Origin of the sequence: Streptomyces yunnanensis, from assembly GCF_029011865.1 — a bacterium.
Classification (GTDB): domain Bacteria; phylum Actinomycetota; class Actinomycetes; order Streptomycetales; family Streptomycetaceae; genus Streptomyces; species Streptomyces yunnanensis.
The window spans coordinates 7,958,681-7,980,380 of record NZ_CP095749.1; the positions used below are offsets into that span (position 1 = coordinate 7,958,681).

Genomic DNA, 21,700 nt, shown 5'->3' on the forward strand with positions numbered 1-21,700 from the left:
TCGGGGCGGCCCGTCGAGGCGGCCGGCGAGCCGGCCCGGAGCGTGCTGCGGAACGAGATACTGATCGTCCTGGCGCTCTCCCTGGGGGCCAGCGCGGTCTCCGCGCTCATCAGCTTCATCGGGTCACTGACCAAACCCGGCGGCCTCAAGCACCAGGCGGCGACGCTCAATGCCTCGCACGCGCCCGGCCGGCCCTGGCTGGATCTCGCCTGGCAGCTGTTCGGCATCGCGACCGCACTGGTGCCGGTGGTGCTGGTGGCCCACCTGCTGATGCGGGAACGGGCCGGGGGACTGCGCGCCATCGGCTTCGACCGGCGACGGCCCGGCTTCGACCTGGGGGTCGGCACCGGGCTGGCGGCGGCCATCGGGGGCAGCGGGCTGCTGCTCTACCTGGGCGCGCGGGCCGCCGGCTTCAATCTGACGGTGGTGCCCGAGGCGCTGCCCGACGTGTGGTGGAAGATCCCGGTGCTGATCGCCTCCGCGGTGCAGAACGCCGTCCTGGAGGAGGTCATCGTCGTCGGATACCTGCTGCGCAGGCTGGGGCAACTGGGGTGGACGCCGTGGGCGGCGGTCGCGGTCAGTTCGGTGCTGCGCGGTTCGTACCACCTCTACCAGGGCATCGGCGGCTTCGTCGGCAACATGGTGATGGGCGTGATCTTCGCCCTGGTGTACCGGCGCTGGGGCAGGGTCGGCCCACTGGTCGCCGCGCACGCCCTCATCGACATCGTCGCCTTCCTGGGCTACGCCCTGCTCGCGGGGCGGGTGCCCTGGTTGCCCACGGGGTGAGGCGCGGTATCCGGCGGTGCGGGGCGGGTGGCCTGGTGGCCCCCGCCCCGCACCGTGTCCGGACGGCGGCGGTCAGACGAGCAGTTCGCCGTCGATGACGGTCACCGCCGAGCCGGTCAACAGGGTGCGCTCGCCGCGCAGCTCGGTGCGGACCAGGCCGGTCCGGGTGCCGCCCTGGAAGCCGACCAGGTTGCCGCGGCCCAGGCGTGCCGACCAGAAGGGGGCGAGCGCGGTGTGCGCGCTCCCGGTGACCGGGTCCTCGTCGATGCCCACGGCGGGGAAGAAGCCGCGCGAGACGAAGTCGTAGGCGCCGTCGGGGTCTTCGGCGCGGGCGGTGGCGATCACGCCTCGCCCGCCGTGTCCGGCCAGCAGGGCGCAGTCCGGCGCCAGGTCCCGCACGGCCTTCTCGTCGGCCAACTCGATCAGCAGGTCGCCGAGGTCGGGCCCGGTGTCGTGCGCGGAGCGGATCTCGGCGCCCAGGGCCCGGGCGACGGCGTCCGGCACGTCCACGGGGGTCAGCGGGGCGGTGGGGAAGTCCATGGTGATCGAGCCGCTGTCGTCGGCATGGGTGATCAGCACGCCGCTGCGGGTGCTGAAGCGCACGGTGCCGGTCGCCGCGCCCGTGGTGTGCAGCACGTGCGCGGTGGCCAGAGTGGCGTGCCCGCACATGTTCACCTCGGCGGTCGGGGTGAGCCAGCGCAGCGCCCAGTCGGCGTCGCCGCCGGGGGGAAGCGGGTGCGCGAAGGCGGTTTCGGAGAGATTGACCTCGGCGGCGACGTGTTGGAGCCAGGCGTCCTCGGGGAACGTGCCGGCGTCCAGCAGTACGACGCCGGCGGGGTTGCCGGCGAACGGACGGTCGGTGAAGGCGTCGACGATGCGGATCCTCATGGCCGGAGCGTAGGCGTGCCGCAGGGCCACGGGCCAAGGCCAATCCCGGGACATTGGACCTGGTTGGCGGATCCCGCGGTCCTCCGCCCGGTGCTGCCGCTGCTCGCGCCCCGCCGGCGCGGAAGCGCGGTCGCCACGGCGTCGCGGTCGTCAGGGTGTCGCGATCTGCGGGGCATCGCGATCTGCGGGGCTCGATGGCGCGCGTTCGAGAGTCATGGACCCGGACGGAAGATGTCCCGTCGCAAATGATCTGGTCCGCGGTGAGGTTCGTGGCCTGCGGCGACCAGAAGGACTGAGATTCCGAGTCTGTGGAAATCTCAGTTCACCTGGTCCCGCGGGTGTGGATGCCGACTGTCGTCTCAGTTGCTCTGATCCGGAAATGGCGTGTCGAACTGATATCGATCCTGCACCGCGCTTGGCGGCCGGGATCAGCGAGGTCGGTCTGCGCTGTCGCCGAGCGATTCCAGTAGAGCCCGCAGTGCATCGGCCAAGGTGTCGCGCTGGGGTGTGGTGAGTGCGGTGAGCAGTCGGTTCTCGGTGTCGATGTGGTCGGGCAGCGCTTGGTCGATGAGTGCGCGGCCGTCGTCGGTGAGAGCGACGTGGATACCGCGGCCGTCCGACTCGCTGGGGATGCGCGTGACCAGGCCGCGACTCTCCAGGCGGTCGAGGCGCTGGGTGATGGCTCCCGAGGTGACCATGGCTGCCCGCATCAGCTCGGTAGGGGTGAGGTGGTGCGGGGGGTCACTGCGGCGCAGGGTTGCGAGCACATCGAACGAGGCCGCGTCGAGCCCGTGCGTGCTGAACGTACGGCGCAGTTCGGCCTCGATCAGTTGCGAGAGCCTCTTCAGGCGCCCGATTACTGCCATCGGGGACGCATCCAGGTCGGGGCGCTGCGTGGCCCACTGTTCCAGCACAAGGTCGACGTGATCTGCCATGGCCCCAGTCTAGCCATTTCCTTAGTGCTAAGTTACTTTGCCTTAGTGCTAAGTAATCGACTCGGGGTCCTTCTCATGACAGCGCTGGCGCCCATCATTTGGGGGACCACCTATCTCGTCACCACCGAATTACTGCCACCGGGCCGCCCGCTCCTGGCCGCGGTGGTGCGCGCCCTACCAGCGGGTCTCCTCCTCGTTGCGCTCACCCGGCGCCTACCGCAGGGCAGTTGGTGGTGGCGGGCACCGGTGCTCGGCACCCTCAATATCGGGGCGTTCTTCGCGCTGCTGTTCGTCGCCGCCTACCGGCTACCGGGCGGGGTCGCCGCGACCATCGGCGCCCTGCAACCACTCCTGGTCGCCGTCCTCGCCCTTGGTCTGCTCGGTCAGCGTCTGACCCTGCGCACCACGGTCACCGGCGTCGCAGGTGTGGTTGGCGTCAGTCTGCTGGTCCTCCAGGCTGACGCGCGGCTGGACGGTCTCGGTGTTGCGGCCGCAGTCGCCAGTGCGGCTGTCATGGCCACCGGAGTCGTCCTCAGCAAACGATGGCCCTCGCCCGCCCCCCTGCTCGCGACAACCGGCTGGCAACTGGTCGCCGGCGGCGTGCTGCTGCTCCCGGTTGCCCTAGCGGTCGAAGGACCGCCACCCGCGACGCTGAGCAGCGCGAACCTGCTCGGCTACGGCTACCTCACGATCATCGGGGCCGCCCTCGCCTACGCTCTGTGGTTCCGGGGGATCCGCGCCCTGCCGCCCACCAACGTCACCTTCCTCGGCCTGCTCAGCCCCGTGGTTGCCACCACCTTGGGCTGGGTCGTCCTCGACCAGAAGTTCACCGCGGCGCAAGCCCTTGGTGGACTCATCGTCCTCGCCGCCCTCGTCACAGCACAGACCGGACGCGGAACGCGCCAGCCGGGACGCCCATCGGGGTCTCGGGGGCCGGGTGCATCCGCAAGCCAGGCGGCTCCGTGCCATCGTGGCGCCTCGTCGCAAACCTCACCCATCAACTGAACCAACAGGAGCACAGTTCCATGCGCATCACCGTGTTCGGAGCCGCCGGAAACGTGGGAAGCCGAGTGGTGGCCGAAGCGCTCTCGCGCGGCCACCAGGTCACCGCTGTCGTACGCGATCCGGCCCGCTTCCGCGAACTGCCCGCTGCCGCCCACGCCCGCACCGGCGACGCCGGAAACGTTGAGGACGTGGCCGAGTTGAGCATCGGCCAGGACGTCGTGATCAGCGCGACCCGTCCGGCTCCCGGCCGCGAGAGCGAACTGGTCACCACCACCAAGGCGCTACTGGCCGGACTCACCCGGACCGGTGTCCGGCTGTTGATCGTCGGCGGTGCAGCCACCCTGACCGTGCCGGGCACTGGCGGAGGCACCGTGATCGATGACCCAAACTTCCCTGCCGCCTGGCGGGACATCGCACGGGCCTGCTCCGACCAGCTCGAAACCTGCCGCGCCGAGACCGGAGTGGATTGGGCCTACCTCAGCCCCGCCGCACTACTGGAGCCAGGAGAGCGCACCGGCACCTACCGACTCGGCACCGACGAACTCGTAGTCGATGCCGAAGGCAACTCGGTGATCTCCATGGAGGATCTCGCGGTAGTGCTACTGGATGAGGCCGAGCGGCCCAAGCACCACCAAGCCAGATTCACCGCCGCATACTGACCACCGGCCAACGTCGCGCAACGGTTGGCCCGGCCCCAACCCGGGCCAACCGCTACCCGTTTCGGTCGCACGCCGAAACACGCGACCCCGTCGCCGTCGATGTACGTCGCATCAACGCCTGAGGCGCACTCACCGTCGCACGTGACCACAGCGAGCACACGTCTCTCATACGCACACACCGCGGCAGTTGCCCCGACAGAACCGGGCCACCGCAATTGATGGCCTCGCGTGCCGCACCCGGCGGCACACGCCACCACGGCGGGGAATGTCCACCTGAGACGACGAGCGGATCAGACCAGATCAATTGAGACCGGGACCAGATAAGCAGGGACGGGACAGAAGAGAGGCACGGGCGACCCTTGCTCGCCGAACACTCCCGATATATCGTTGAGGCATCGCGATCGGTCAACGATTGCGACCGATAGCACGTGCGTGAGCACTCATGACGAGAGGGAGGACGCCATGCGTTCCCAGGGATACGAGTACGGACCCGACCACGGACACGAGCACCGTGGCCCCGGACGCCGCAGTGGCCACGGGGAGTTCGGCGGCGGTTTCGAGCGGCGGCGCGCCGCCTTCGGCGGCTTCGGGCCGCCTTTCGGAGGCCCGCCCTTTGGGGGCGGCCGGGGGCGCGGCGGACCGCGCGGCCGGGCCCGTCGCGGCGATGTGCGGGCCTCGATACTGGCGCTGCTCAAGGACCGCCCGATGCACGGGTACGAGATGATCCAGGAGATCGCCGAGCGCAGCGGTGGGGCGTGGAAGCCCAGCCCCGGCTCGGTCTACCCCACCCTCCAGCTGTTGGAGGACGAGGGGCTGATCACCAGCGCCAGCGAGGGCGGCAAGAAGCTGTTCTCGCTCACCGAGGCCGGCATCGCCGAGGCCGACAGCGGCTCCGACGCCCCTTGGGAGGACGCCGGTCGCGGCGTCGACTGGGAGGCGATGAACGAGATACGGAAGGCGGGCGGCGGCCTGGTCGAGGCGTTCCGTCAGGTGTGGGCCACCGGCAGCCCCGAACAGCGGGAGAAGGCCATGGCGGTGGTCAACAAGGCCCGCAAGGAGCTGTACCTGATCCTCGCCGAGGAGGACTGATGCGGCGGGCCGGGGCGGCGGTGCCGTAGGGCGCGGCCGCCCCGGCGGCGGCTCAGGCGACCAGGCCGGCGAGCTTGCGCAGCGACTCGTTCAGTGCGGCGCTCGCCGAGTCCTTCAGCTTGGCTGCCATCAGTGAGACCGCGGCGCCGGTGAAGGATCCGTCGATCCGGACCGTGGTCGCCTCGCCGTCGGGCGTCAGCTGATAGCGCATGCCGAGGTTGACGCCCATCGGGCCCTTGCCCTTGACGGCGAGCAGGCGGCCCGGCTCCAGCTCCTGCACGGTCCAGCTCACCTCCGCGGGGAAGCCCATCAGCTTCATGTTCTCGTCGTAGGTCGCGCCCGCCTGGAGGGGCTGGGGGCCGCCGTGCGGGAAGTTGGTGTGAGTGGCGTTCCACTGTCCGTAGGAGTCGAAGTCGGTGAGCCGGTCCCAGACCTTCTCGGCCGGTGCCTCGATCCGGACCTGGGCGGTGACATCGGCCATGCGTGCACCCCTTCGGTGACGGCGTCCTGGCTGGTGCGCGGAACGTAGCGGTACGGGGGCGAGGGTTCAATAGCAACTGCCGGGCTTTACTGATGGATTGTCAGTTCCGTGTGGGGCGAGGTCGTGCCGGGCAGGGCGGAAGGCGGTCAACGGGTGTCGGCGCGGCCCGCGCGTCGGATCCACCCGACAGGTCCTGGCCGCCGGCCCGGGTGTCGACAGTCGCGCCGTGGCACGCGGCCGGCGGTGCTCGGTTGTCGTCCGTGACCTGGTGATATGGGGCGGGCGAACGAGAGTGCGCACGTTTGCGACGAGATGCCCGACCTCCACGTTCTCTCCGCATATCCTCCGTGAGGATGAGATCGTGTGTCGGCTTCCCCAACCAAGGTGGGATGCGCAAATGCTTCCCGCCGGGGATGCTCCGGCCTTTCAGGACTGGTGGGGTGGGGCTGTGCAAAACCGTACTGCGTACAGTGGCGGCGACCGCTCCGCCCAGGAGGACCCCGACAGTCAGCTCACCGTGGAGCTCGCGTCGGTGGTGTCCGCTGCCCGCAGGCGCGCCACCCGCGACGGCGACCACCAGGTCGACACCGCACACCTGCTCCACGGACTCCTGGAATGGGACCCCGCGGTCCGCGAGGTCTTCGACGGCGGCCAGCAGGTCGCCCGGCTCCTCGGTTACCTCGTCCAACGCAGCATCGGCTACGGCCTCCAGTGGCACGGCACCGTCGAGGACTCCGGTGCCGTCCCGATGGTCACCGAAGGCGGCGTCCCCGGTTGGTCGCCCGCCGCGGCCGCCGCCATGGACGGCGCCCTCGATCGCGCCCACGCCCGCTACGCCACCCGCGCCGGCTGCCTCGACCTCCTTGCCGCACTGGTCGACGACCCCGAGTCCCGGGCGGTTGAGGTCCTGCGCCGGGCCGCCGTCGACACCGCCCGGCTCGCCGCCCGCCTCGACGGCGACCAACAGCCCGTACCGGACTGACCAGGACATCGCGCACGCCGCCCCCGCGGCCCCCGCGTATCGCCTGATGAGACAGGAGTTTCAGGGGGTGACGCTGCTGACCTCGACTGTCATGATGACCCGATGCACGCCTCATCGGGGAGCCCGGCAGGCCACACCACCGGCCCGGGCCACGGAACTTCAGGGTCCACGGGGACCCCACGGTCGGCCGCGCCCGGCCCGCGCGCCGGACGTGGCGCCGGACTCGGCATCGCCCTGCTCTCCGCGCTCGCCTTCGGCGGCTCGGGAGTGGCGGCCAAACCCCTGATAGCCGCCGGCCTCGAACCGCTGCACGTCACCTGGCTCCGTGTCACCGGCGCCGCGCTGGTGATGCTCCCCGTCGCCTGGCGCCACCGCGACCTGCCCCGCCGCCGGCCCGCACTGCTCGCCGGCTTCGGACTGCTGGCCGTCGCCGGCGTCCAGGCGTGCTACTTCGCCGCGCTCTCCCGCATCCCCGTCGGCGTCGCGCTGCTCATCGAATACCTCGCCCCCGCCCTCGTCCTGGGCTGGGTGCGCTTCGTCCAGAAACGCCCCGTCAGCCGCGCCGCGGCCGTCGGCGTCGTCCTCGCCGTCGGCGGACTGGCCTGCGTCGTCGAGGTGTGGTCCGGCCTCAGCTTCGACGCCCTCGGTCTGCTCCTCGCGCTCGGCGCGGCCTGCTGCCAGGTCGGCTACTTCGTCCTCTCCGACCACGGCGGCGACGGCGAGGGCGACGCGGTGCCGGACCCGCTCGGCGTCATCGCCTACGGCCTGCTGATCGGCGCGCTCGTCCTCACCGTCGTCGCCCGGCCCTGGAACCTGCACTGGTCGGTACTGGGCGGCACCGCCGACATGAACGGCATCGAGGTCCCCGCGGCGCTGCTCCTCGCCTGGATCGTGCTGGTCGCCACGGTGGCCGCCTATCTCACCGGAGTGGTGTCGATCCGGCGGCTCTCCCCGCAGGTCGCCGGCGTCGTCGCCTGCCTGGAAGCGGTGATCGCCACCGTGCTCGCCTGGGTACTGCTCGGCGAACACCTCTCCGCACCCCAGCTCACCGGCGGCGCGGTGGTCCTGATCGGCGCCTTCATCGCCCAGTCCGCCAAACCGCGGACCGAACCGGGAGAGGCCGGCACCGTCACCGTCGCCGGCGGGGGAGCGCCCGCAGTCGACGTCCACGGGTCCCGGACCGCGCGGGACGGCGCCACGGAGCCCTCCGGCGACGAGTTGTCGGCCGGTTCACCCACGACATAGGCTGGCGATCATGCATTCGACTGTGCTGCCCCCTCCCGCCGCGTAAGGCGGGCGGCGGCCTCCGAGGAAATCCCGGCCCGGGCGGAGTCCCGAGCCGGTTGACGCTGCCCGCACACGGGACCACGCGACCATGCCACGGCGCCCAGCGCCGTCCTGGATTTCCCGGAGTACAGCTCCCATGCACAGCACACCCCACCCCGCCCTGCCCGTGGGCCGGGGACTGGCCTACGTCTCCTTCGCCGCGACCGCCTGGGGCACCGCCGGCGCGGCCGCCGCCCTCCTCTACCACGGCAGCGGACTCGGCCCCCTCGCCCTCACCTTCTGGCGCACCTTCGGCGGCCTGCTGCTCCTGCTCGCCGTACGGGCGGCACGGCGGCACCGCACCGGCAGCACGACCGACACCACCACCCCGTTGCCGGCCGAGCCGCTGCGCCGCCGCGCCGCACGGGTCGCGGTCACCGGCATCGCCCTCGCCGTCTTCCAGGCCGCCTACTTCGCGTCCGTCGAAGCCACCGGCCTGGCTGTCGGCACCGTCATCACCATGGGCGCAGGCCCCGTCCTCATCGCCATCGGGGCCCGCCTCACCATGGGCGAACGGCTCGGCGCCGGCGGCATCCTGGCCGTCGGCGGGGCACTGACCGGCCTGCTGATCCTCGTCCTCGGCGGCGACGGTGCCGCCACCGTCCGCCCGGCCGGCGTCGGCTACGCCGTCCTCTCCGCCGCCGCCTGCGCCGTGATGACCCTCACCACCCGCCGCTTCGGGCGGGGCGGCGGCAGCGACCCCTACGCCTCGACCATCAGCGCGTTCGCGGTCGGCGCCCTGTGCCTGCTGCCCCTCGCCGCGGCCGAGGGACTGTGGCCGTACGCCCACGACCTGGGCCGCAGCCTGCTCCTGCTCGGGTACATCGCCGCCATCCCCACGGCCCTCGCCTACGGCCTCTACTTCGCCGGACTGGCCGTCGTACGGGCCGCGACCGCTTCCGTGATCTCCCTGATCGAACCGGTCTCGGCGGCGGCCATCGCGGTGCTGTTCCTCGGCGAACGACTCACCACGGCGACGGCGGCCGGCACCGCCGTCCTGCTCACGGCCGTCGCGGCACTGGCGGTGACGGAGGCCCGCGGCCGGGACCGCGGCGAACTCCGATAGCCGCTCGGCGGCTGGTCCTAGGGCCTGTCGTCGAACTCCCGCCTGCCTCGCGGCGCCTGGCACGCACTCCCCCACGCCTTAAGGGCGCGGGGGGACCCCCATGCTGCGTTGTCGGGCTCATCCCGGTACGCCCGGTACCGGGATGACCCTCCGCCTTGAGATCGCACGCACCAGACGCCGCGAGGCCCGCCCTCCGGGCGAACGACGGGAGTTTGACGACAGGCCCTAGGGGACCAGCCGCCAGAACTGCCGCTTGTCCCTGTCCCGGACGACGACACCCAGTCGGGCCAGCTCGTCCCGCAACTCCCGGGCGTCCTCGGCCGTCCCCGACTTGCCGAGGGCCCGCTCGCGCGCCGTGAACAGGGCGTTCGCGCCGATCGGCAGCCCCGGGGCGTCCGGGACCCAGCGCCGGAACTCGTCCTCGTGCGGATCGCCGTCCGCCCAGTCGTAGCCGTGCTCACGGAAAGCCCCGGCGAGGCGCTGGACGCTCAACGTGCAGCCCTCCCGCGCGAGTTCGGCGGTGTCCTGGCCGAGGAGGACCAGTTCCTTGCCGTCCCGGAACGCCAGCCGGACCGCCGCGCGCGGGAACGCGCGGGGCTTCGCCCGCCGGGTGAGCACCACCTCGTCGTCGGCGACGCGCACGGCCAACTCGTCGTGCTGCCCGAACAGCGCGACCGCCAGCCCCAGCACCGCCCCCAGCGCCAGGACGCCGATCGTCAGCCAGGGTTCCGGGATCGACGTCAGCAGCCTGGCCGGGCCCTGCCAGGGCGCGTGCTCCAGCGTCACCAGCCACTTCGCGAGCAGCCGCACCAGCCAGCCGACGCCGGCGCCGAGCGCCGCGAACACCACGCAGACGGCGACCACCATCGCGGTCGAGTCGGCCAGGACGGTGGGACCGGTCGGCCCACCGGGTTCCGATCCCGGCGCGGCGGGGCCGGAAGTGGGCTGCGGCTTGTGGGTGTCCATGTGTCTGATCCCCCTGGGCGATGCGGGTCGTGCGCGTCGCCGGCAATAATAAACCGAGTAGGCGGTCTATTATTGGTCACGGAGCGGCCGGAGCCCGTCCCGGCGACAACGCCGGAGCGGCCAGGCGGATCAACCGACGCAGGGCCACGGGCAGAAAGGCGAGAGCGCCATGAGGAAGATCGACCCGGCGAAGCACCGCGCCCGACGCCGCCACATCGTGCACACCGCCGCCCAACTCTTCGCGGCCAAGGGCTTCGAACGCACCACCACGGCCGAGATCTGCAAGGCCGCCGGCATGAGCTCCGGCAACCTCTTCCACTACTTCCCCAACAAGCGCGCGATCTTCCACGCCCTCTTCGAGGACGACGCCGGGGACACGGGGGAGAGCAAGGCCGAGCGGCTCGCCCGGGCACAGGCCGGCGACGACCCCTGGGAGGCGCTGCTGGAGGTCGTGGACCTCCTCACCGCCGACGCCATGGACCCGGCCGCCCCGCCGCTGGTCATGGAAGCCGTCGTCCAGGTGCACCGCGACCCCGAACTCGACGCCCTGCTCGGCCGGGACAACGCCCTGGAACACACGGCCCTCACCACCCTGCTCACCAGAGCGGCGGCTGCCGGCCAGATCGACCCCGCGCTCGATCCGCACGACGCCGCGACCTGGGTCCAGGCCCTGATCGCCTCGCTCTACAGCAGCGCGGCCGCCGACCCGGCGTTCAAGCCCGCCGAACAACTGCCCGTGCTGCACCTGATCCTCCAGCGCTTCCTCCAGGCGCCACCGCACCGCGAGAACACACCCGAGGCATGACGGGCGGGTGCGCCGCCGCGCTCAGCGGGCGTCGTCGCCCTCGGCGCGCGAGCGGGGCTTGGCGCGCACATGCATGCGCTCGCCCTGACGCCCGAAGAGACTGAGGACCTCCACCGGGCCGTCCCCCGTACTCCCGAACCAGTGCGGCAGCCGGGTGTCGAACTCCGCCGCCTCGCCCGCCCCCATGACCAGATCGTGGTCGGCCAACACCAGCCGCAACTGCCCCGCCAGCACATACAGCCACTCGTACCCCTCGTGGGTACAGGGGTCCGGCGTACTGCGCGTGGCCGGAATGACCATCTTGAACGTCTGCAGCGGACCCGGATGACGGGTCAGCGGCAACACCGTGGCGCCGTGCATGTGCCGCGGTTTGAGCCGCACCCGCGGATCCCCGACCTCCGGCGCCCCGACCAGCTCGTCCAAGGGGACCTGGTGCGCCTGCGCGATGGGGAGCAGCAGCTCCAAACTCGGCCGGCGCTGACCGGACTCCAACCGGGACAGGGTGCTCTTGGAGATCCCGGTGGACTCGGCCAGCGCGGACAACGTGACGCCGCGCTCGGTCCGCAACCGCTTCAGGCGCGGACCGACCTCGGCGAGGGCCTGGGAAATGGCAGATGAGTGTTCCACACCGTCCATTGCACCGTGCCATTCCCGGATTCGGCAACAAACATTGCTGAGAATGCGACACCTGGCGCAGCCTGCGGACGGAGGTGATCGCAATGGGCGAGACGAACGTCGGATCGAGCGTCGGGTCGAGCGTCGAGACGAACAGCGAGGCGAACATCGAGAGGGATGCCGCGGGGAAGGGCGAGGCGAACGCGGAGGCGGAGGCCGAGATGGACGCCGGGATGGCGCGGAGCCCCGGCGGCGGGGCGGAGAGCGCCGCACACGGTGCCGGGGCCGCGCACCACACGCACGGTCCGGCCCGCGACGCGGAATGGGACGTCGTGGTCGTCGGGGCCGGCGCGGCCGGACTGAACGCCGCCCTGGTCCTGGCCCGGGCCCGCCGACGTGTGGCAGTGATCGACGGCGGGGCACCCCGCAACGCACCGGCCGACCGGATGCACGGCTTCCTCTCCAGGGACGGCATGCCACCGGCGGCCCTGCTGGAGGTCGGCCGCACCGAACTGGCCGCCTACGGAGCCGAATTGATCAACGGCCGGGCAACGGAGATCACCCCCGACCTCGGCGTGCGGCTCGCCGGCGGCCCCGAACTCCGCGCCCGCCGCGTCCTGGTCGCCACCGGCCTGCGCGACGAACTCCCCGACCTCCCCGGCCTCCGGGAACGCTGGGGCCGGGACCTGCTGCACTGCCCCTACTGCCACGGCTACGAAGTCCGCGACCGGCCGCTCGGCGTACTCGGCAGCCACCCCGGCTCCGTGCACCAGGCGCTCCTGCTGCGGCAGTGGTCGGACGACGTCGTCCTCTTCCCGCACCGGCTGGACCCGAGCGACGAGGAACGGGAACGGTTGGCGGCGCGCGGCGTGCGGATCGCCGAGGGGACGGTCAAGCGGCTGGTGGTCGACGACGACCGCCTGCGCGGGGTCGAACTGGCCGAGGGGCACGTCGTGCCGCGCGCCGCCGTCTTCGTCTTCCCGCGGATGGTGCCGCACGACACCCTGCTCACCGCGCTGGGCTGCGCACGGAACGAGGACGGCTGGGTGCGCACCGACACCTCGGGACGGACCAGCGTGCCCGGCGTGTGGGCCGCGGGGAACGTGGCCGATCCGCGCGCGCAGGTCGTGACGGCCGCCGGCATGGGGGCGGCCGCCGCCTTCGCCCTCAACCTCGACCTGGTGGAGGAGGACGTCGAGCGGGCCGTGGCGGAACGCCGGGCGACGGTCGGGGCGCACCGCTGACCCCCGCGGCCGGAGCGCGGCGGCCCACCGGATGAACGCCCCCCGTTCGTCGTTCATCCGGTGTGCCGTGTGCCGTGTGCCGTGTGCCGTGTGCCGTGTGCCGTGTGCCGTGTGTGGGGCATCGTGTGCTGGACGCGCGTCGGGCGTGCGTCGACTCCCACCTCTCCTACCCTTCCTGCCTCTCCCGCCTCGCTACCTTGTCCCGTGCGAGCGGCTCGCGGTCGGCGCGGAGCCGCCGGCGGCCGTGAGGCGACGCTGCTGGTGACGGCGCGCCGCGGCATCGCCGGGACCGTCCCGCTCGGCGAGGCGTGCCGAGATACGGTGCTGGACCGCCTCGCTCCGCTTGCCGCCGTACTTGAACTTGGCCCGCACATCGAGCACTTCGAGGCGCAGCCCGCGGATTCCGGGCAACTGCCGACCGTACGGGGCCGCTTCGGCGGCGACCGGCGCCGAGCCGCCGTCCGGCTGGAAATGGGCCAGCTGGCGTTGCAGCAACGCGGCCTTGGCCTCCGGATCGTCCACCACGTGCGCGGTGCAGCGGAGCTGGACCGCCGCGTAGAAGCTGGTGGGGACGCCGTGCTCGGGCGGTTGGTCCTCGCCGGCCTGCCACGGGCCGGGGATGAAGGTGTAGTCGTCCACCACGCTCAGCAGGACCGTCGGGCTGTCCAGCAGCGCGGACCAGATGGGGTTGGGGCGGGCGAGGTGGGTGACGGCCTCGCGGCGCGCCGGGTCGTAGGCGAAGTGCAGCGGCTGCACCCACGGCGGCTCGCCGGCGGTGCCGTTGACCGCGAGCTGTCCGAAGTCATGGGCGGCCAGCCACTCCTGCCATTCGGCGTCGTCGCCGGGGGCGTCCCAGGGATGGATGAGCATAGGTGCTCCTCAGCGGGCGGAGAAGTAGTCCGGGGCGGGGATGCCGGGGGCGAGGTCGTCGGCCGGTATCGGGGCGCCGTAGGAGGGGGAGACGGGGAGGACGCCGCTCCAGTAGGGGAGGGCCAGGTCCTCGGGATCGTCGTTGGGGCCGCCGGTGCGGATCTTCGCGGAGACCTCGCGCAGATCGAGGCGGAGCACGGCGGTGGCGGCCAGCTCCTTGGCGTTGGCGGGCCGGGAGTCCGCGGCGCGGCCGGGCAGGACGTGATCGACGAGGGCGTCCAGCGCGGCCTTCTTCTCCTCCTGGTCGGTGACCTGGTGGGCGGTGCCGTGGACCACGACGCTGCGGTAGTTCATGGAGTGGTGGAACGCGGACTTGGCGAGGACCAGTCCGTCGACGTGGGTCACCGTGAGGCAGACCGCGAGGCCGGGGTCGGCGCTCTGCCCGCCGGCCATCCGCAGCGGGCGGGAACCCGTCGAACCGTGCACATAGAGACGGTTGCCGACCCGGCCGTAGAGCGTCGGCAGGACGACCGGTGCGCCGTCGCGCACGAAGCCGAGATGGCAGACGTAGCCCTCGTCGAGGATCGCGTGCACCGTCTCCTCGTCGTACCTGGCCCGCTCCCGGGCGCGGGTGGGGAGGGTGCGATCCGTCGCGGCGAAAGACTTTCCCTCGGCCATTGCGAACTCCATTGCACTAGTACATAATCAACTTTGTGCTAGGAGAGTATCGGATCGAAGGGCGGCGCGCATCGGAGATTGCCGCAAGCGTCGAGCGAGCCATCGGTGCCGGCGAGCTCCAACCAGGCGAAGTGCTGCCCCCACTAAGGGAGTTGGCTGTCTATCTGGAGGTGAATCCCAATACGGTCGCGTCCGCGTACCGCACGCTGCGCGACCGGGGAGTGATCGAAACCGCGGGCCGGCGAGGCAGTCGCGTCCGCCCCAGACCCGCCAGCACCTCCCGCGAGGCGCTGCGCGTGGTGGCCCCGCCCGGCGTCCGGAACGTCGCCGACGGCAACCCCGACCCGACCCTGCTCCCTCCGCTGGAGGAAGCCCTGGCCGAAGCCGCCGCGCGCAACACACGACGTCCCGTCCTCTACGGCATGCCCGCCGTCGACGACGACCTCGAAGCACTCGCCCGGGCGGCGTTCACCCGCGAGGGAGTGCCCGAGAGCCCCATCGCCGTCGCCAGCGGATCCCTCGACGCCATCGAACGCGTCCTCGCGGCGCACCTGCGCCCCGGAGACGCCGTGGCGATCGAAGACCCCGGCTGGGGCAGCCTGCTGGACCTCATCCCCGCCCTCGGCCTGCGCCCCGTGCCCGTCGGGGTGGACGACGAGGGCCCGATCCCCGAGCGGATGGCAGCGGCACTCGACGGCGGGGTCCGCGCGGTCATCGTCACCGACCGGGCACAGAACCCCACGGGCGCCGCCATCAGCGGCCCCCGCGCCGTCGAACTCCGCACCCTGCTGGCCGGACACCGCGGAGTGCTCCTCATCGAGGACGATCACGGCCATGGCATCGTCGATCTCCCGCTGCACCCGCTCTCCGGCGTCACCGACCACTGGGTGCTGGTCCGCTCGACGGCCAAGGCGTACGGCCCCGACCTGCGCCTCGCGGCACTGACCGGCGACCCGATCACCATCGACCGGGTCCGCGGACGCCAGCGCCTCGGCCCCGGCTGGGTCAGCCATCTGATCCAGCACGCGGTGGTGCACCTGTGGCGCACGTTCGCGATCGACCCCCAGGCGGTCGCCGGTGCGTACGGCGCACGACGGGAGGCGCTGATACGCGCCCTGGAGGAGCGCGGAGTCCCGGCGCGGGGACGCAGCGGGATGAACGTCTGGGTACCGGTCCCCGACGAGACGGGTGTGGTGGCCCGACTCCTGCACTCCGGTTGGGCGGTCGCCCCCGGTGCCCGCTTCCGCATGCAATCCCCGCAAGGCATCCGGATCACCGTCTCCGGCCTCGCCGTCGACGACGTCGCCCCCCTGGCCGACGCGATAGCCGAGGCAATGGGGGCGGGGGTGGGGGAGGCGCGGAGGTATGAGTGAAGGGGTCGGTGAGGGGTGCGGATAGGGGGGTGTGGGGTGGGTGGGGGGAGGGGAGGCACCGAGGGGAGGGGAAGACGGGAGGGGTGAGAGGCCCGGTGGGGGTGCTGGGCGTAGGAAGCGGGCTGCTCGCTGGGAGGGGTGGAGCCTCGTGCCCGTAGGGGAGCGGTTGGCCCCCGAGAGGTTCGGGGGCCGGGGCGGAGTCGTGCCTGCCGGATTTCGGCCGGGCGTTGTGGCTTCGCTTCGACTCCGGCTTCGACTTCGACTTCGGCTTGAGTCTTGCGGCGGGGGGGCTGCGGACGGCTACGAGGTGCGGGGCTTGCTTTGGGTGAGGGCGGCGCCGGCCAGGACGATGACGGCGCCCACGGGAGTGTTCCAGGCGAGGTGCTCGTTGAGGAGGGCCACACCGGACGCGGTGGCGATGACGGGGGTGAAGTAGGTGACCATCTGGGCGGTGGTGGGTCCGACCTCCGCGACCAGGCCGTACTGGAGAAGGAACGCGACGCCGGTACCCAGCGCGCCGAGGGCGAAGACGGCGAGGAGCGGGACGGCCGGGAACGCGGTCGGCATCGAGGTGAACAGCGCAGTGACCACGGCCAGTTGGAGGGTGGCGAGCAGCAGCTGGGCACTGGACTTGGCCAGGTGCGAGTGCTCGTCCCGTGCGAGGGTGCGGCGGACGTAGATCCAGCCGATCGGGTAGCTGAGCGAGGCGCCCAGGGCCATGGCGGTGCCCGTTAGGTCGGTGCCGGAGAAGCCCTGCCAGGCACCGAGGACGGTGAGCACCCCCAGGAATCCGATGCCGAGCCCCGCGACCCGGCGTCGCGTGGGGCGGTCCTCCGAGAGCGCCACGACCGACAGTGCCATGCCCCACAGCGGCGAGGTGGCATTGCAGATGCTCGCCAGTGTCGAGGGGATCGTCAGCTCGGAGTAGGCGAAGAGCGAGAACGGCAGCGCGTTGAGGAGGAGCGCGGCGACCGCGAGGTGGCCCCAGGTCCGCGCCGAGCGGGGGAGTCGTTCGCGCTTGATCACGAGGAACGCCAACAGCACCAGTGCGCCGAACGCCACCCGGCCCAGCGAGACCTGCAACGGTGCGAAACCCTCGGTGCCCAGTTTCATGAAGAGGAAGCTGAATCCCCAGACCAGGCAGAGGAAGGCGAAACGGATCTGCCAGGCGAAGGTACGGCGCGGCGCGGGCGCGTCCTGGGCGGAGCGCGAGGCGGTCGAGGTCGCGACAGGTGCCGGTGCGGATCCGGGGGCCGGGACGTCGGCGGAGGTGGCGCGTGCAGAGGGCGCGTCGGTGGTGCTCATGGTGTCTACGATGCAGGGATTCAAATTCGTAGCACAAGCGAGAATTAATGGCAGGTATCGCTTAGCATTACTTATATGTTGAACCTTGATCGACTGCGGACGCTGTCCGCCATCGCCCGGCACGGTTCGGTCAGCGCGGCAGCCGAAGGACTGCATGTGACGACCTCGGCGGTGTCCCAACAGATCGCCAAGCTGGAACGCGAGACCGGACAGCAGCTACTGGCGAAGAACGGGCGGGGAATCCGACTGACCGACGCCGGTCGGCTGCTCGCTGACCATGCGGCGCGCATCCTCTCCCAGGTGGAGCTGGCGCAGGCCGAGCTGGAGGCGCATCGCGGTCAGCCCGTGGGCGAGCTGCGGATGAGCGCATTCCCGACCGCGGCGCGCGGACTCTTCCCGTCCGCGCTGGCCGCGTTGCGCGCCGAACATCCACAACTCCGCCCGCGGCTACGGGAGATGGAGCCGGACGACTCGGTGCGCGGTGTGGTCCGCGGTGACGTCGATCTGGCCGTCGTACTCGACTGGTACAACCGGCCGCTGTCGCTGCCCGAGGGGCTGGCGAAGGCGCCGCTGCTCGACGACCCCTCGGATGTGGCGATGCCGTCGGACCATCCACTGGCCGGGCGGAAGTTCGTGGAGTTGGAGGAGTTCACCGGCGACGAGTGGATCTCCTGGCCGCAGGCGGGGTTCTGCCATGACTGGCTGATCTTCACGCTGCGCAGCAAGGGGGTGGAGCCGCGTATCGCGCACCTGGCCGAGGAGCATCACACTCAGCTCGCTCTGATCGCGGCCGGGTTGGGTGTCGCGGTGGCGCCACGGCTGGGGCGCGGGCCGGTGCCGGACGGCGTGAGTGTGGTGCCTGTACGCCATCCCATGCGGCGGCACGTCTATGCCATCTGGCGTGCGGACGCCGATCGCAGACCCTCGATCCGGGCGGCCGTGGCAGCGCTCCAGAGGGCCGGGGAGTGCGTGGAGGTCGGGATGGATGGGGAGGGGGGCCGTTCGGGGGGTGGGGCTGGAGTTGGGGGAGAGGGCTGAGGGGGTGGGGTGGGGTGAGCGGTGGCTGTGGTGTGTGAGTGCTGCTTGCGCTCTCCCCCTCCTCCCTCCCCCCTCCCCCCCCGCCCTCCCCCCCGCCCTCCCCCCCCCGCCCTCCCCACCCACCCCTCCACCGTCGTCGCGGGATTGCTCGTCCCCCATGCGTAATTCCATGAGGGATTCCCCTGTCCGTGCCCCAGGTAGACGTCAGTTCCCTGAAGGGCAGTTGGGGGTGCCTGGCGTGCGCGGGCACGCCGGGCCGTACGTCGCCACCCCGGCCGCGCCCGGCCGTGTCGTGCCCGGCCGTGCTCGTTCCCGGATCGAGACGGGTCAGTTTGAATTGCGTTCGGCTACATCAGGCCGTGTCCGGCTGTCCCGTGGGTGAGCCAGTCACTCTCGCCGGCGTGAGCCAGCTTCGGACGCGAGCCAGTCACCGTCAGGGTGAGCCACTCGTCCCGACGCGAGCCGGTCGCCCGGGTGTGGGCCAGTCCCCTCCCCCTCCGGTGCGGGCCAGTCATCCCCGATGTGAGCCAGTTGTCCTCCTCTGGTGTGCTCCAAGTCTGTGGGTCTCCCCGGCTTGCGAGCCTCCCAGGTCGTGGGAGCGGGCGTTCCTGGCAAGTACCGGTTCGGCCTTGCCGCGGGGTGTCCGCTTGCTCACAGCCGGGGCTGGGTGTCACCCGGGTCCGGGCTCCGAGGTGGCGATGGACTGGATGATGCCGAGGTCGAGCAAGTCCTGTGGGCGGATGTGGAGTTGGTCGGCGGTGTGTTGGGCTTCGGCGGGGGCGCGTTTGAGGATGGCGGCGGCCAGTTCGGGGGCGATGACGGAGAAGTAGCTGTCGGGGGTGGCCCACAGGCGGTTCGGGGCGGCCAGGGCGAGTGCGCCGCCGGATCCGCCTTCGCCGATGAGGAGTGAGGTGACCGGGACGCGGGCGGAGGCGAGCGCGGCGAAGGTGTCGGCGATGGCTGCGCCGGCCCCCGCGCGTTCGGCGTCCGCGTCGTTGGCGGCGCCTGGGGTGTCCACGAGGGTGAGGACGGGGATGCCGAGTCGGTCCGCGAGTCGTATCAGTCGGGTCGCGGTGCGGAAACCGGCCGGGCGGGTGGCGGTGCCGCACTGGGCGGCGAAGGCGATGGTGCGGCCGTCGCGGTGGCCGAATCCGCAGCGCATGCCGGGGTCGCGTCCGCCGCACCGGTCGCCGCTGATCTCCTCCCAGCTGTCGAAGTACGCCCGTAGATAAGCCTCGGCGCGGGGGCGTCGGGTGTCGCGGGCCCGGCCCACCGCGTCCCAGCCGGTGGTGGGGAGAGCAGTGGTGCCCAGCGCGGCGGGGACGGGGGCCGGGGAGGGCGCTTCGGCCGATGGGCCTTGTGTGTCGGCGAGCAGGTGGAGCCAGCGTCGGAGTGTGGCGCGGAGGGCGTCGGCGGGGACCACGGCGTCGACCTGGCCGGCGGCGAGCTGGCCCTCGGCGGAGTAGGCATGGGGATCGGCGTCCGGTGGCCGTACCCGCGAGCCGGCGAAGCCGACCTGGGCCTTGGGGAGGGCGAGGATCACATCGGCACCGGCGCCCAGCGTGGCCCAGCCGCCTCCGGTGGTCGGGTCGCGGAGCACCGCGATCTGTGGAAGTCCCGCGGCGCGGTTCAGTGCCGACTGGCGGGCCACGCGCTGGAGTTGTGACAGGGCCCGCATCCCTTCCTGCATCCGGCTGCCGCCCGTCGCGATCAGCGACACCAGGGGCAGACGCCGCTCGCGCGCCACGGCGTAGGCGGCTTCCAGTCGGTCGCCGGTGCGTTCGCCGAGGGATCCGCCGAGGAAGCCGAACTCGAAGGCGAGCACCACGGCGTCGGTGCCGCCGATCGAGGCGAGGGCGGTGAGCACCGACTCGTCCTCGCCGGTCCGGGCGCGGGCGCGCTCCCGGGAGGCGTCGTAACCGTGCCAGTTGAGGGGGCCGTCGGGGGGAGCGGGTGTCGCGGGGACGGTGGGGAGGGGCGGGGTGAGTTCGGTGTAGGAGTCGGTGACGGCGGCGATGGCTTGACGGGCCGTCAGGCGCAGGCTGGGCGGCGGGACCGCGTCGTGCGGCGGTTGCTCATGCATTGCCGGTGCCCGCCGTGGGTGTGGCGGCCCGGAGGTCGCGCTTGAGGATCTTGCCCATGTCGTTGCGCGGCAGGGCTTCGAGGAAGTGCACGACGCGGGGGCGCTTGTGGGGGGCCAGCTGCTGGGCGACGTGGTCGGCCAGTTCCTGGGCGGAGGGGAGCGAGTCGGGATCGGGGGAGGTCGCGGGCACGATCCAGGCGACGATCCGCTCTCCGAGGTCCTCGTCGGGCTCGCCGGTGACCGCGGCCTCGGCGACGCCGGGGTGGGCCAGCAGCGCGTTCTCGATCTCGCCGGCGCCGATCTTGTAGCCGCCGCTCTTGATGAGGTCGGTGGCCTTGCGGCCGACGATGCGGTAATTCCCGGAGGCGTCCCGCACGGCCATGTCGCCGGTGCGGAACCAACCGCCGTCGAAGGCCGCGGCGGTGGCGTCGGGGCGGTTGAGGTACTCGGAGAAGAGGTTGGGGCCCCGCACCTGGATCTCGCCGACCGTCTCGCCGTCGCTGGTCTCGATGGCCTGCCCGGCGTCGTCGACGAGGCGGACGTAGACACCGGGGAGGGGGACGCCGACCGTGCCGGTGGCATCGGGGCCGTCCGCGCGCACGCTGGTGTTCATCAGCGTCTCGGTCATGCCGTAGCGCTCGATCACCCGGCGGCCGGTGGCCGCGGTGAGTCGTTCGTGGTCGGTGAGGGGCAGTGCGGCGGAGCCGGAGACCAGCAGTCGGGCGCGGCCCAGTGCCTTGGCGAGGGCCGGATTCTCGCCGGCCTCCAGGGCGAGCCGGTGGTACATCGTCGGTACGCCGAAGAGCATCGTGCCCTCCGCCGACAGCTCCCGGGCGACACCTTCGGTGCTGAAGCGGCCCAGGTGGTGGACGCTGCCGCCGCGGCGCAGCGGGCCCAGGATGCCCAGGATCAGGCCGTGGACGTGGAACAGCGGCAGGCCGTGCACCAGCACGTCGTCGGCCGTCCACTGCCAGGTGTCCGCCAGCGCGTCGAGGGTGTGGGCGAGGGCCCGACGGGGGAGGACGACGCCCTTGGGCGGGCCGGTCGTGCCGGAGGTGTAGACGATCAGGGCCGGGGACTCGTCGCCCGGCTCCAGGGGGAGTGGGTGGGGCGCCGGCTCTGCGGCGGGCTCGGTGATCTCCACGTCGAGACGGGGGAGGGCGGCCAGCGGGCCGGGGAGGACGGTGCCCGGCTCGGCCACGACGAGGGCGGGGGCGCTGTCCGTCACGATGTGCGTCAGCTCGCGCTCGCCGATCTTGGGGTTCACCGGCACCGCGGCCACGCCGGCGAGCAGCGCGGCGATGACCCCTACGGAGGTCTCCAGCGTCGGCGTCGCCCAGACCGCGATCCGGGCCGGACCGCCGCCTGGGGCCAGCGAGCCGATCCGCTCGGCGAGCGGGCCGACCACCGAGGCCAGTTGGCGGTAGTCGAGTGCGCGGTCGCCGAAGCGCAGCGCGGGGGCGGGCGAGCCGTCGCGCAGTGCGGGGAAGAGCACGTTCACCGGGT

Annotated in this window: 21 protein-coding genes; 11 read left to right on the forward strand and 10 right to left on the reverse strand. The window is 72.1% G+C overall.

From position 1 onward, the window contains the following. Nucleotides 1-42 precede the first annotated feature (42 nt). The gene (locus tag MOV08_RS34670; protein ID WP_039642180.1) at nucleotides 43-786 is read left to right on the forward strand and encodes a CPBP family intramembrane glutamic endopeptidase; all 744 of its coding nucleotides are present in this window, start codon (nucleotides 43-45) and stop codon (nucleotides 784-786) included. 72 nt (nucleotides 787-858) lie between these two features. On the opposite strand, the gene MOV08_RS34675 is transcribed toward MOV08_RS34670, so the two are convergent. Together MOV08_RS34675 and MOV08_RS34680 are read right to left on the reverse strand one after the other, a co-directional pair. After that, entirely contained in the window at nucleotides 859-1,674 is an 816-nt protein-coding gene (locus MOV08_RS34675) for a PhzF family phenazine biosynthesis protein (RefSeq protein ID WP_275310223.1), read from the reverse strand. 428 nt (nucleotides 1,675-2,102) lie between these two features. Further along, a complete protein-coding gene (locus tag MOV08_RS34680; protein WP_275310224.1) occupies nucleotides 2,103-2,609 on the reverse strand; it encodes a MarR family winged helix-turn-helix transcriptional regulator in 507 nt (168 codons plus the stop codon). 75 nt (nucleotides 2,610-2,684) lie between these two features. Here MOV08_RS34680 and MOV08_RS34685 point away from each other — a divergent pair, with 75 nt between their 5' ends. From MOV08_RS34685 to MOV08_RS34695, 3 genes are all read left to right on the forward strand, one after another. After that, entirely contained in the window at nucleotides 2,685-3,614 is a 930-nt protein-coding gene (locus MOV08_RS34685) for an EamA family transporter (RefSeq protein ID WP_275310225.1), read from the forward strand. A gap of 20 nt (nucleotides 3,615-3,634) precedes the next feature. Beyond that, nucleotides 3,635-4,273, forward strand: a complete 639-nt coding sequence (locus tag MOV08_RS34690; protein WP_275310226.1) for an NAD(P)-dependent oxidoreductase — start codon at nucleotides 3,635-3,637, stop codon at nucleotides 4,271-4,273. Between the two features lie 462 nt (nucleotides 4,274-4,735). Beyond that, nucleotides 4,736-5,362 carry a PadR family transcriptional regulator gene (locus MOV08_RS34695; protein ID WP_275310227.1) on the forward strand — a complete coding sequence of 209 codons (627 nt, stop codon included), beginning with the start codon at nucleotides 4,736-4,738 and terminating at the stop codon, nucleotides 5,360-5,362. Between the two features lie 52 nt (nucleotides 5,363-5,414). On the opposite strand, the gene MOV08_RS34700 is transcribed toward MOV08_RS34695, so the two are convergent. Beyond that, complete coding sequence (locus MOV08_RS34700; RefSeq protein WP_275310228.1) at nucleotides 5,415-5,843, reverse strand: type II toxin-antitoxin system Rv0910 family toxin; 429 nt, start codon at nucleotides 5,841-5,843, stop codon at nucleotides 5,415-5,417. 448 nt (nucleotides 5,844-6,291) lie between these two features. On the opposite strand from MOV08_RS34700, the gene MOV08_RS34705 reads away from it, so the two are divergent. The 3 genes from MOV08_RS34705 to MOV08_RS34715 all read left to right on the forward strand — a co-directional run bounded on the left by MOV08_RS34705 (nucleotide 6,292) and on the right by MOV08_RS34715 (nucleotide 9,217). Further along, entirely contained in the window at nucleotides 6,292-6,825 is a 534-nt protein-coding gene (locus MOV08_RS34705; RefSeq protein WP_039638280.1) for a Clp protease N-terminal domain-containing protein, read from the forward strand. Between the two features lie 102 nt (nucleotides 6,826-6,927). Continuing rightward, nucleotides 6,928-8,070, forward strand: a complete 1,143-nt coding sequence (locus MOV08_RS34710; RefSeq protein ID WP_275310229.1) for an EamA family transporter — start codon at nucleotides 6,928-6,930, stop codon at nucleotides 8,068-8,070. Between the two features lie 178 nt (nucleotides 8,071-8,248). Further along, nucleotides 8,249-9,217: a DMT family transporter gene (locus MOV08_RS34715; RefSeq protein ID WP_275310230.1), complete on the forward strand. Its 969-nt coding sequence runs from the start codon at nucleotides 8,249-8,251 to the stop codon at nucleotides 9,215-9,217. 225 nt (nucleotides 9,218-9,442) lie between these two features. On the opposite strand, the gene MOV08_RS34720 is transcribed toward MOV08_RS34715, so the two are convergent. Then, a complete protein-coding gene (locus MOV08_RS34720; protein WP_275310231.1) occupies nucleotides 9,443-10,183 on the reverse strand; it encodes a YqeB family protein in 741 nt (246 codons plus the stop codon). Nucleotides 10,184-10,352: 169 nt separating this feature from the next. Here MOV08_RS34720 and MOV08_RS34725 point away from each other — a divergent pair, with 169 nt between their 5' ends. Continuing rightward, nucleotides 10,353-10,988 (forward strand): TetR/AcrR family transcriptional regulator, encoded by a 636-nt coding sequence (locus tag MOV08_RS34725; RefSeq protein WP_039638285.1) that lies wholly within the window; start codon nucleotides 10,353-10,355, stop codon nucleotides 10,986-10,988. Nucleotides 10,989-11,009: 21 nt separating this feature from the next. Here the strand turns inward: MOV08_RS34725 and MOV08_RS34730 are convergent, their stop codons facing one another. Further along, entirely contained in the window at nucleotides 11,010-11,624 is a 615-nt protein-coding gene (locus MOV08_RS34730; RefSeq protein ID WP_039638286.1) for a helix-turn-helix domain-containing protein, read from the reverse strand. A 212-nt stretch (nucleotides 11,625-11,836) separates the two neighbouring features. On the opposite strand from MOV08_RS34730, the gene MOV08_RS34735 reads away from it, so the two are divergent. After that, entirely contained in the window at nucleotides 11,837-12,847 is a 1,011-nt protein-coding gene (locus MOV08_RS34735; protein ID WP_078876290.1) for an NAD(P)/FAD-dependent oxidoreductase, read from the forward strand. Between the two features lie 192 nt (nucleotides 12,848-13,039). Here the strand turns inward: MOV08_RS34735 and MOV08_RS34740 are convergent, their stop codons facing one another. Beyond that, nucleotides 13,040-13,717, reverse strand: coding sequence for an FMN-binding negative transcriptional regulator (locus MOV08_RS34740; protein WP_275310232.1), 678 nt, complete (start codon nucleotides 13,715-13,717; stop codon nucleotides 13,040-13,042). Between the two features lie 9 nt (nucleotides 13,718-13,726). Next, entirely contained in the window at nucleotides 13,727-14,395 is a 669-nt protein-coding gene (locus MOV08_RS34745) for a pyridoxamine 5'-phosphate oxidase family protein (protein WP_275311995.1), read from the reverse strand. A 35-nt stretch (nucleotides 14,396-14,430) separates the two neighbouring features. Between MOV08_RS34745 and MOV08_RS34750 the strand changes: the two genes are divergently transcribed. After that, the gene (locus tag MOV08_RS34750) at nucleotides 14,431-15,768 is read left to right on the forward strand and encodes an aminotransferase class I/II-fold pyridoxal phosphate-dependent enzyme (RefSeq protein ID WP_275310233.1); all 1,338 of its coding nucleotides are present in this window, start codon (nucleotides 14,431-14,433) and stop codon (nucleotides 15,766-15,768) included. A gap of 300 nt (nucleotides 15,769-16,068) precedes the next feature. On the opposite strand, the gene MOV08_RS34755 is transcribed toward MOV08_RS34750, so the two are convergent. Further along, the gene (locus tag MOV08_RS34755; protein ID WP_275310234.1) at nucleotides 16,069-17,073 is read right to left on the reverse strand and encodes a DMT family transporter; all 1,005 of its coding nucleotides are present in this window, start codon (nucleotides 17,071-17,073) and stop codon (nucleotides 16,069-16,071) included. Nucleotides 17,074-17,148: 75 nt separating this feature from the next. Here MOV08_RS34755 and MOV08_RS34760 point away from each other — a divergent pair, with 75 nt between their 5' ends. Further along, nucleotides 17,149-18,111 (forward strand): LysR family transcriptional regulator, encoded by a 963-nt coding sequence (locus MOV08_RS34760; RefSeq protein ID WP_275310235.1) that lies wholly within the window; start codon nucleotides 17,149-17,151, stop codon nucleotides 18,109-18,111. A 670-nt stretch (nucleotides 18,112-18,781) separates the two neighbouring features. On the opposite strand, the gene MOV08_RS34765 is transcribed toward MOV08_RS34760, so the two are convergent. Together MOV08_RS34765 and MOV08_RS34770 are read right to left on the reverse strand one after the other, a co-directional pair. After that, a complete protein-coding gene (locus MOV08_RS34765; RefSeq protein ID WP_275310236.1) occupies nucleotides 18,782-20,194 on the reverse strand; it encodes a carboxyl transferase domain-containing protein in 1,413 nt (470 codons plus the stop codon). Beyond that, nucleotides 20,187-21,695, reverse strand: coding sequence for an acyl-CoA synthetase (locus MOV08_RS34770; RefSeq protein WP_275310237.1), 1,509 nt, complete (start codon nucleotides 21,693-21,695; stop codon nucleotides 20,187-20,189). Before MOV08_RS34770 ends, MOV08_RS34765 begins: the two co-directional genes overlap by 8 nt. Nucleotides 21,696-21,700 lie beyond the last annotated feature (5 nt).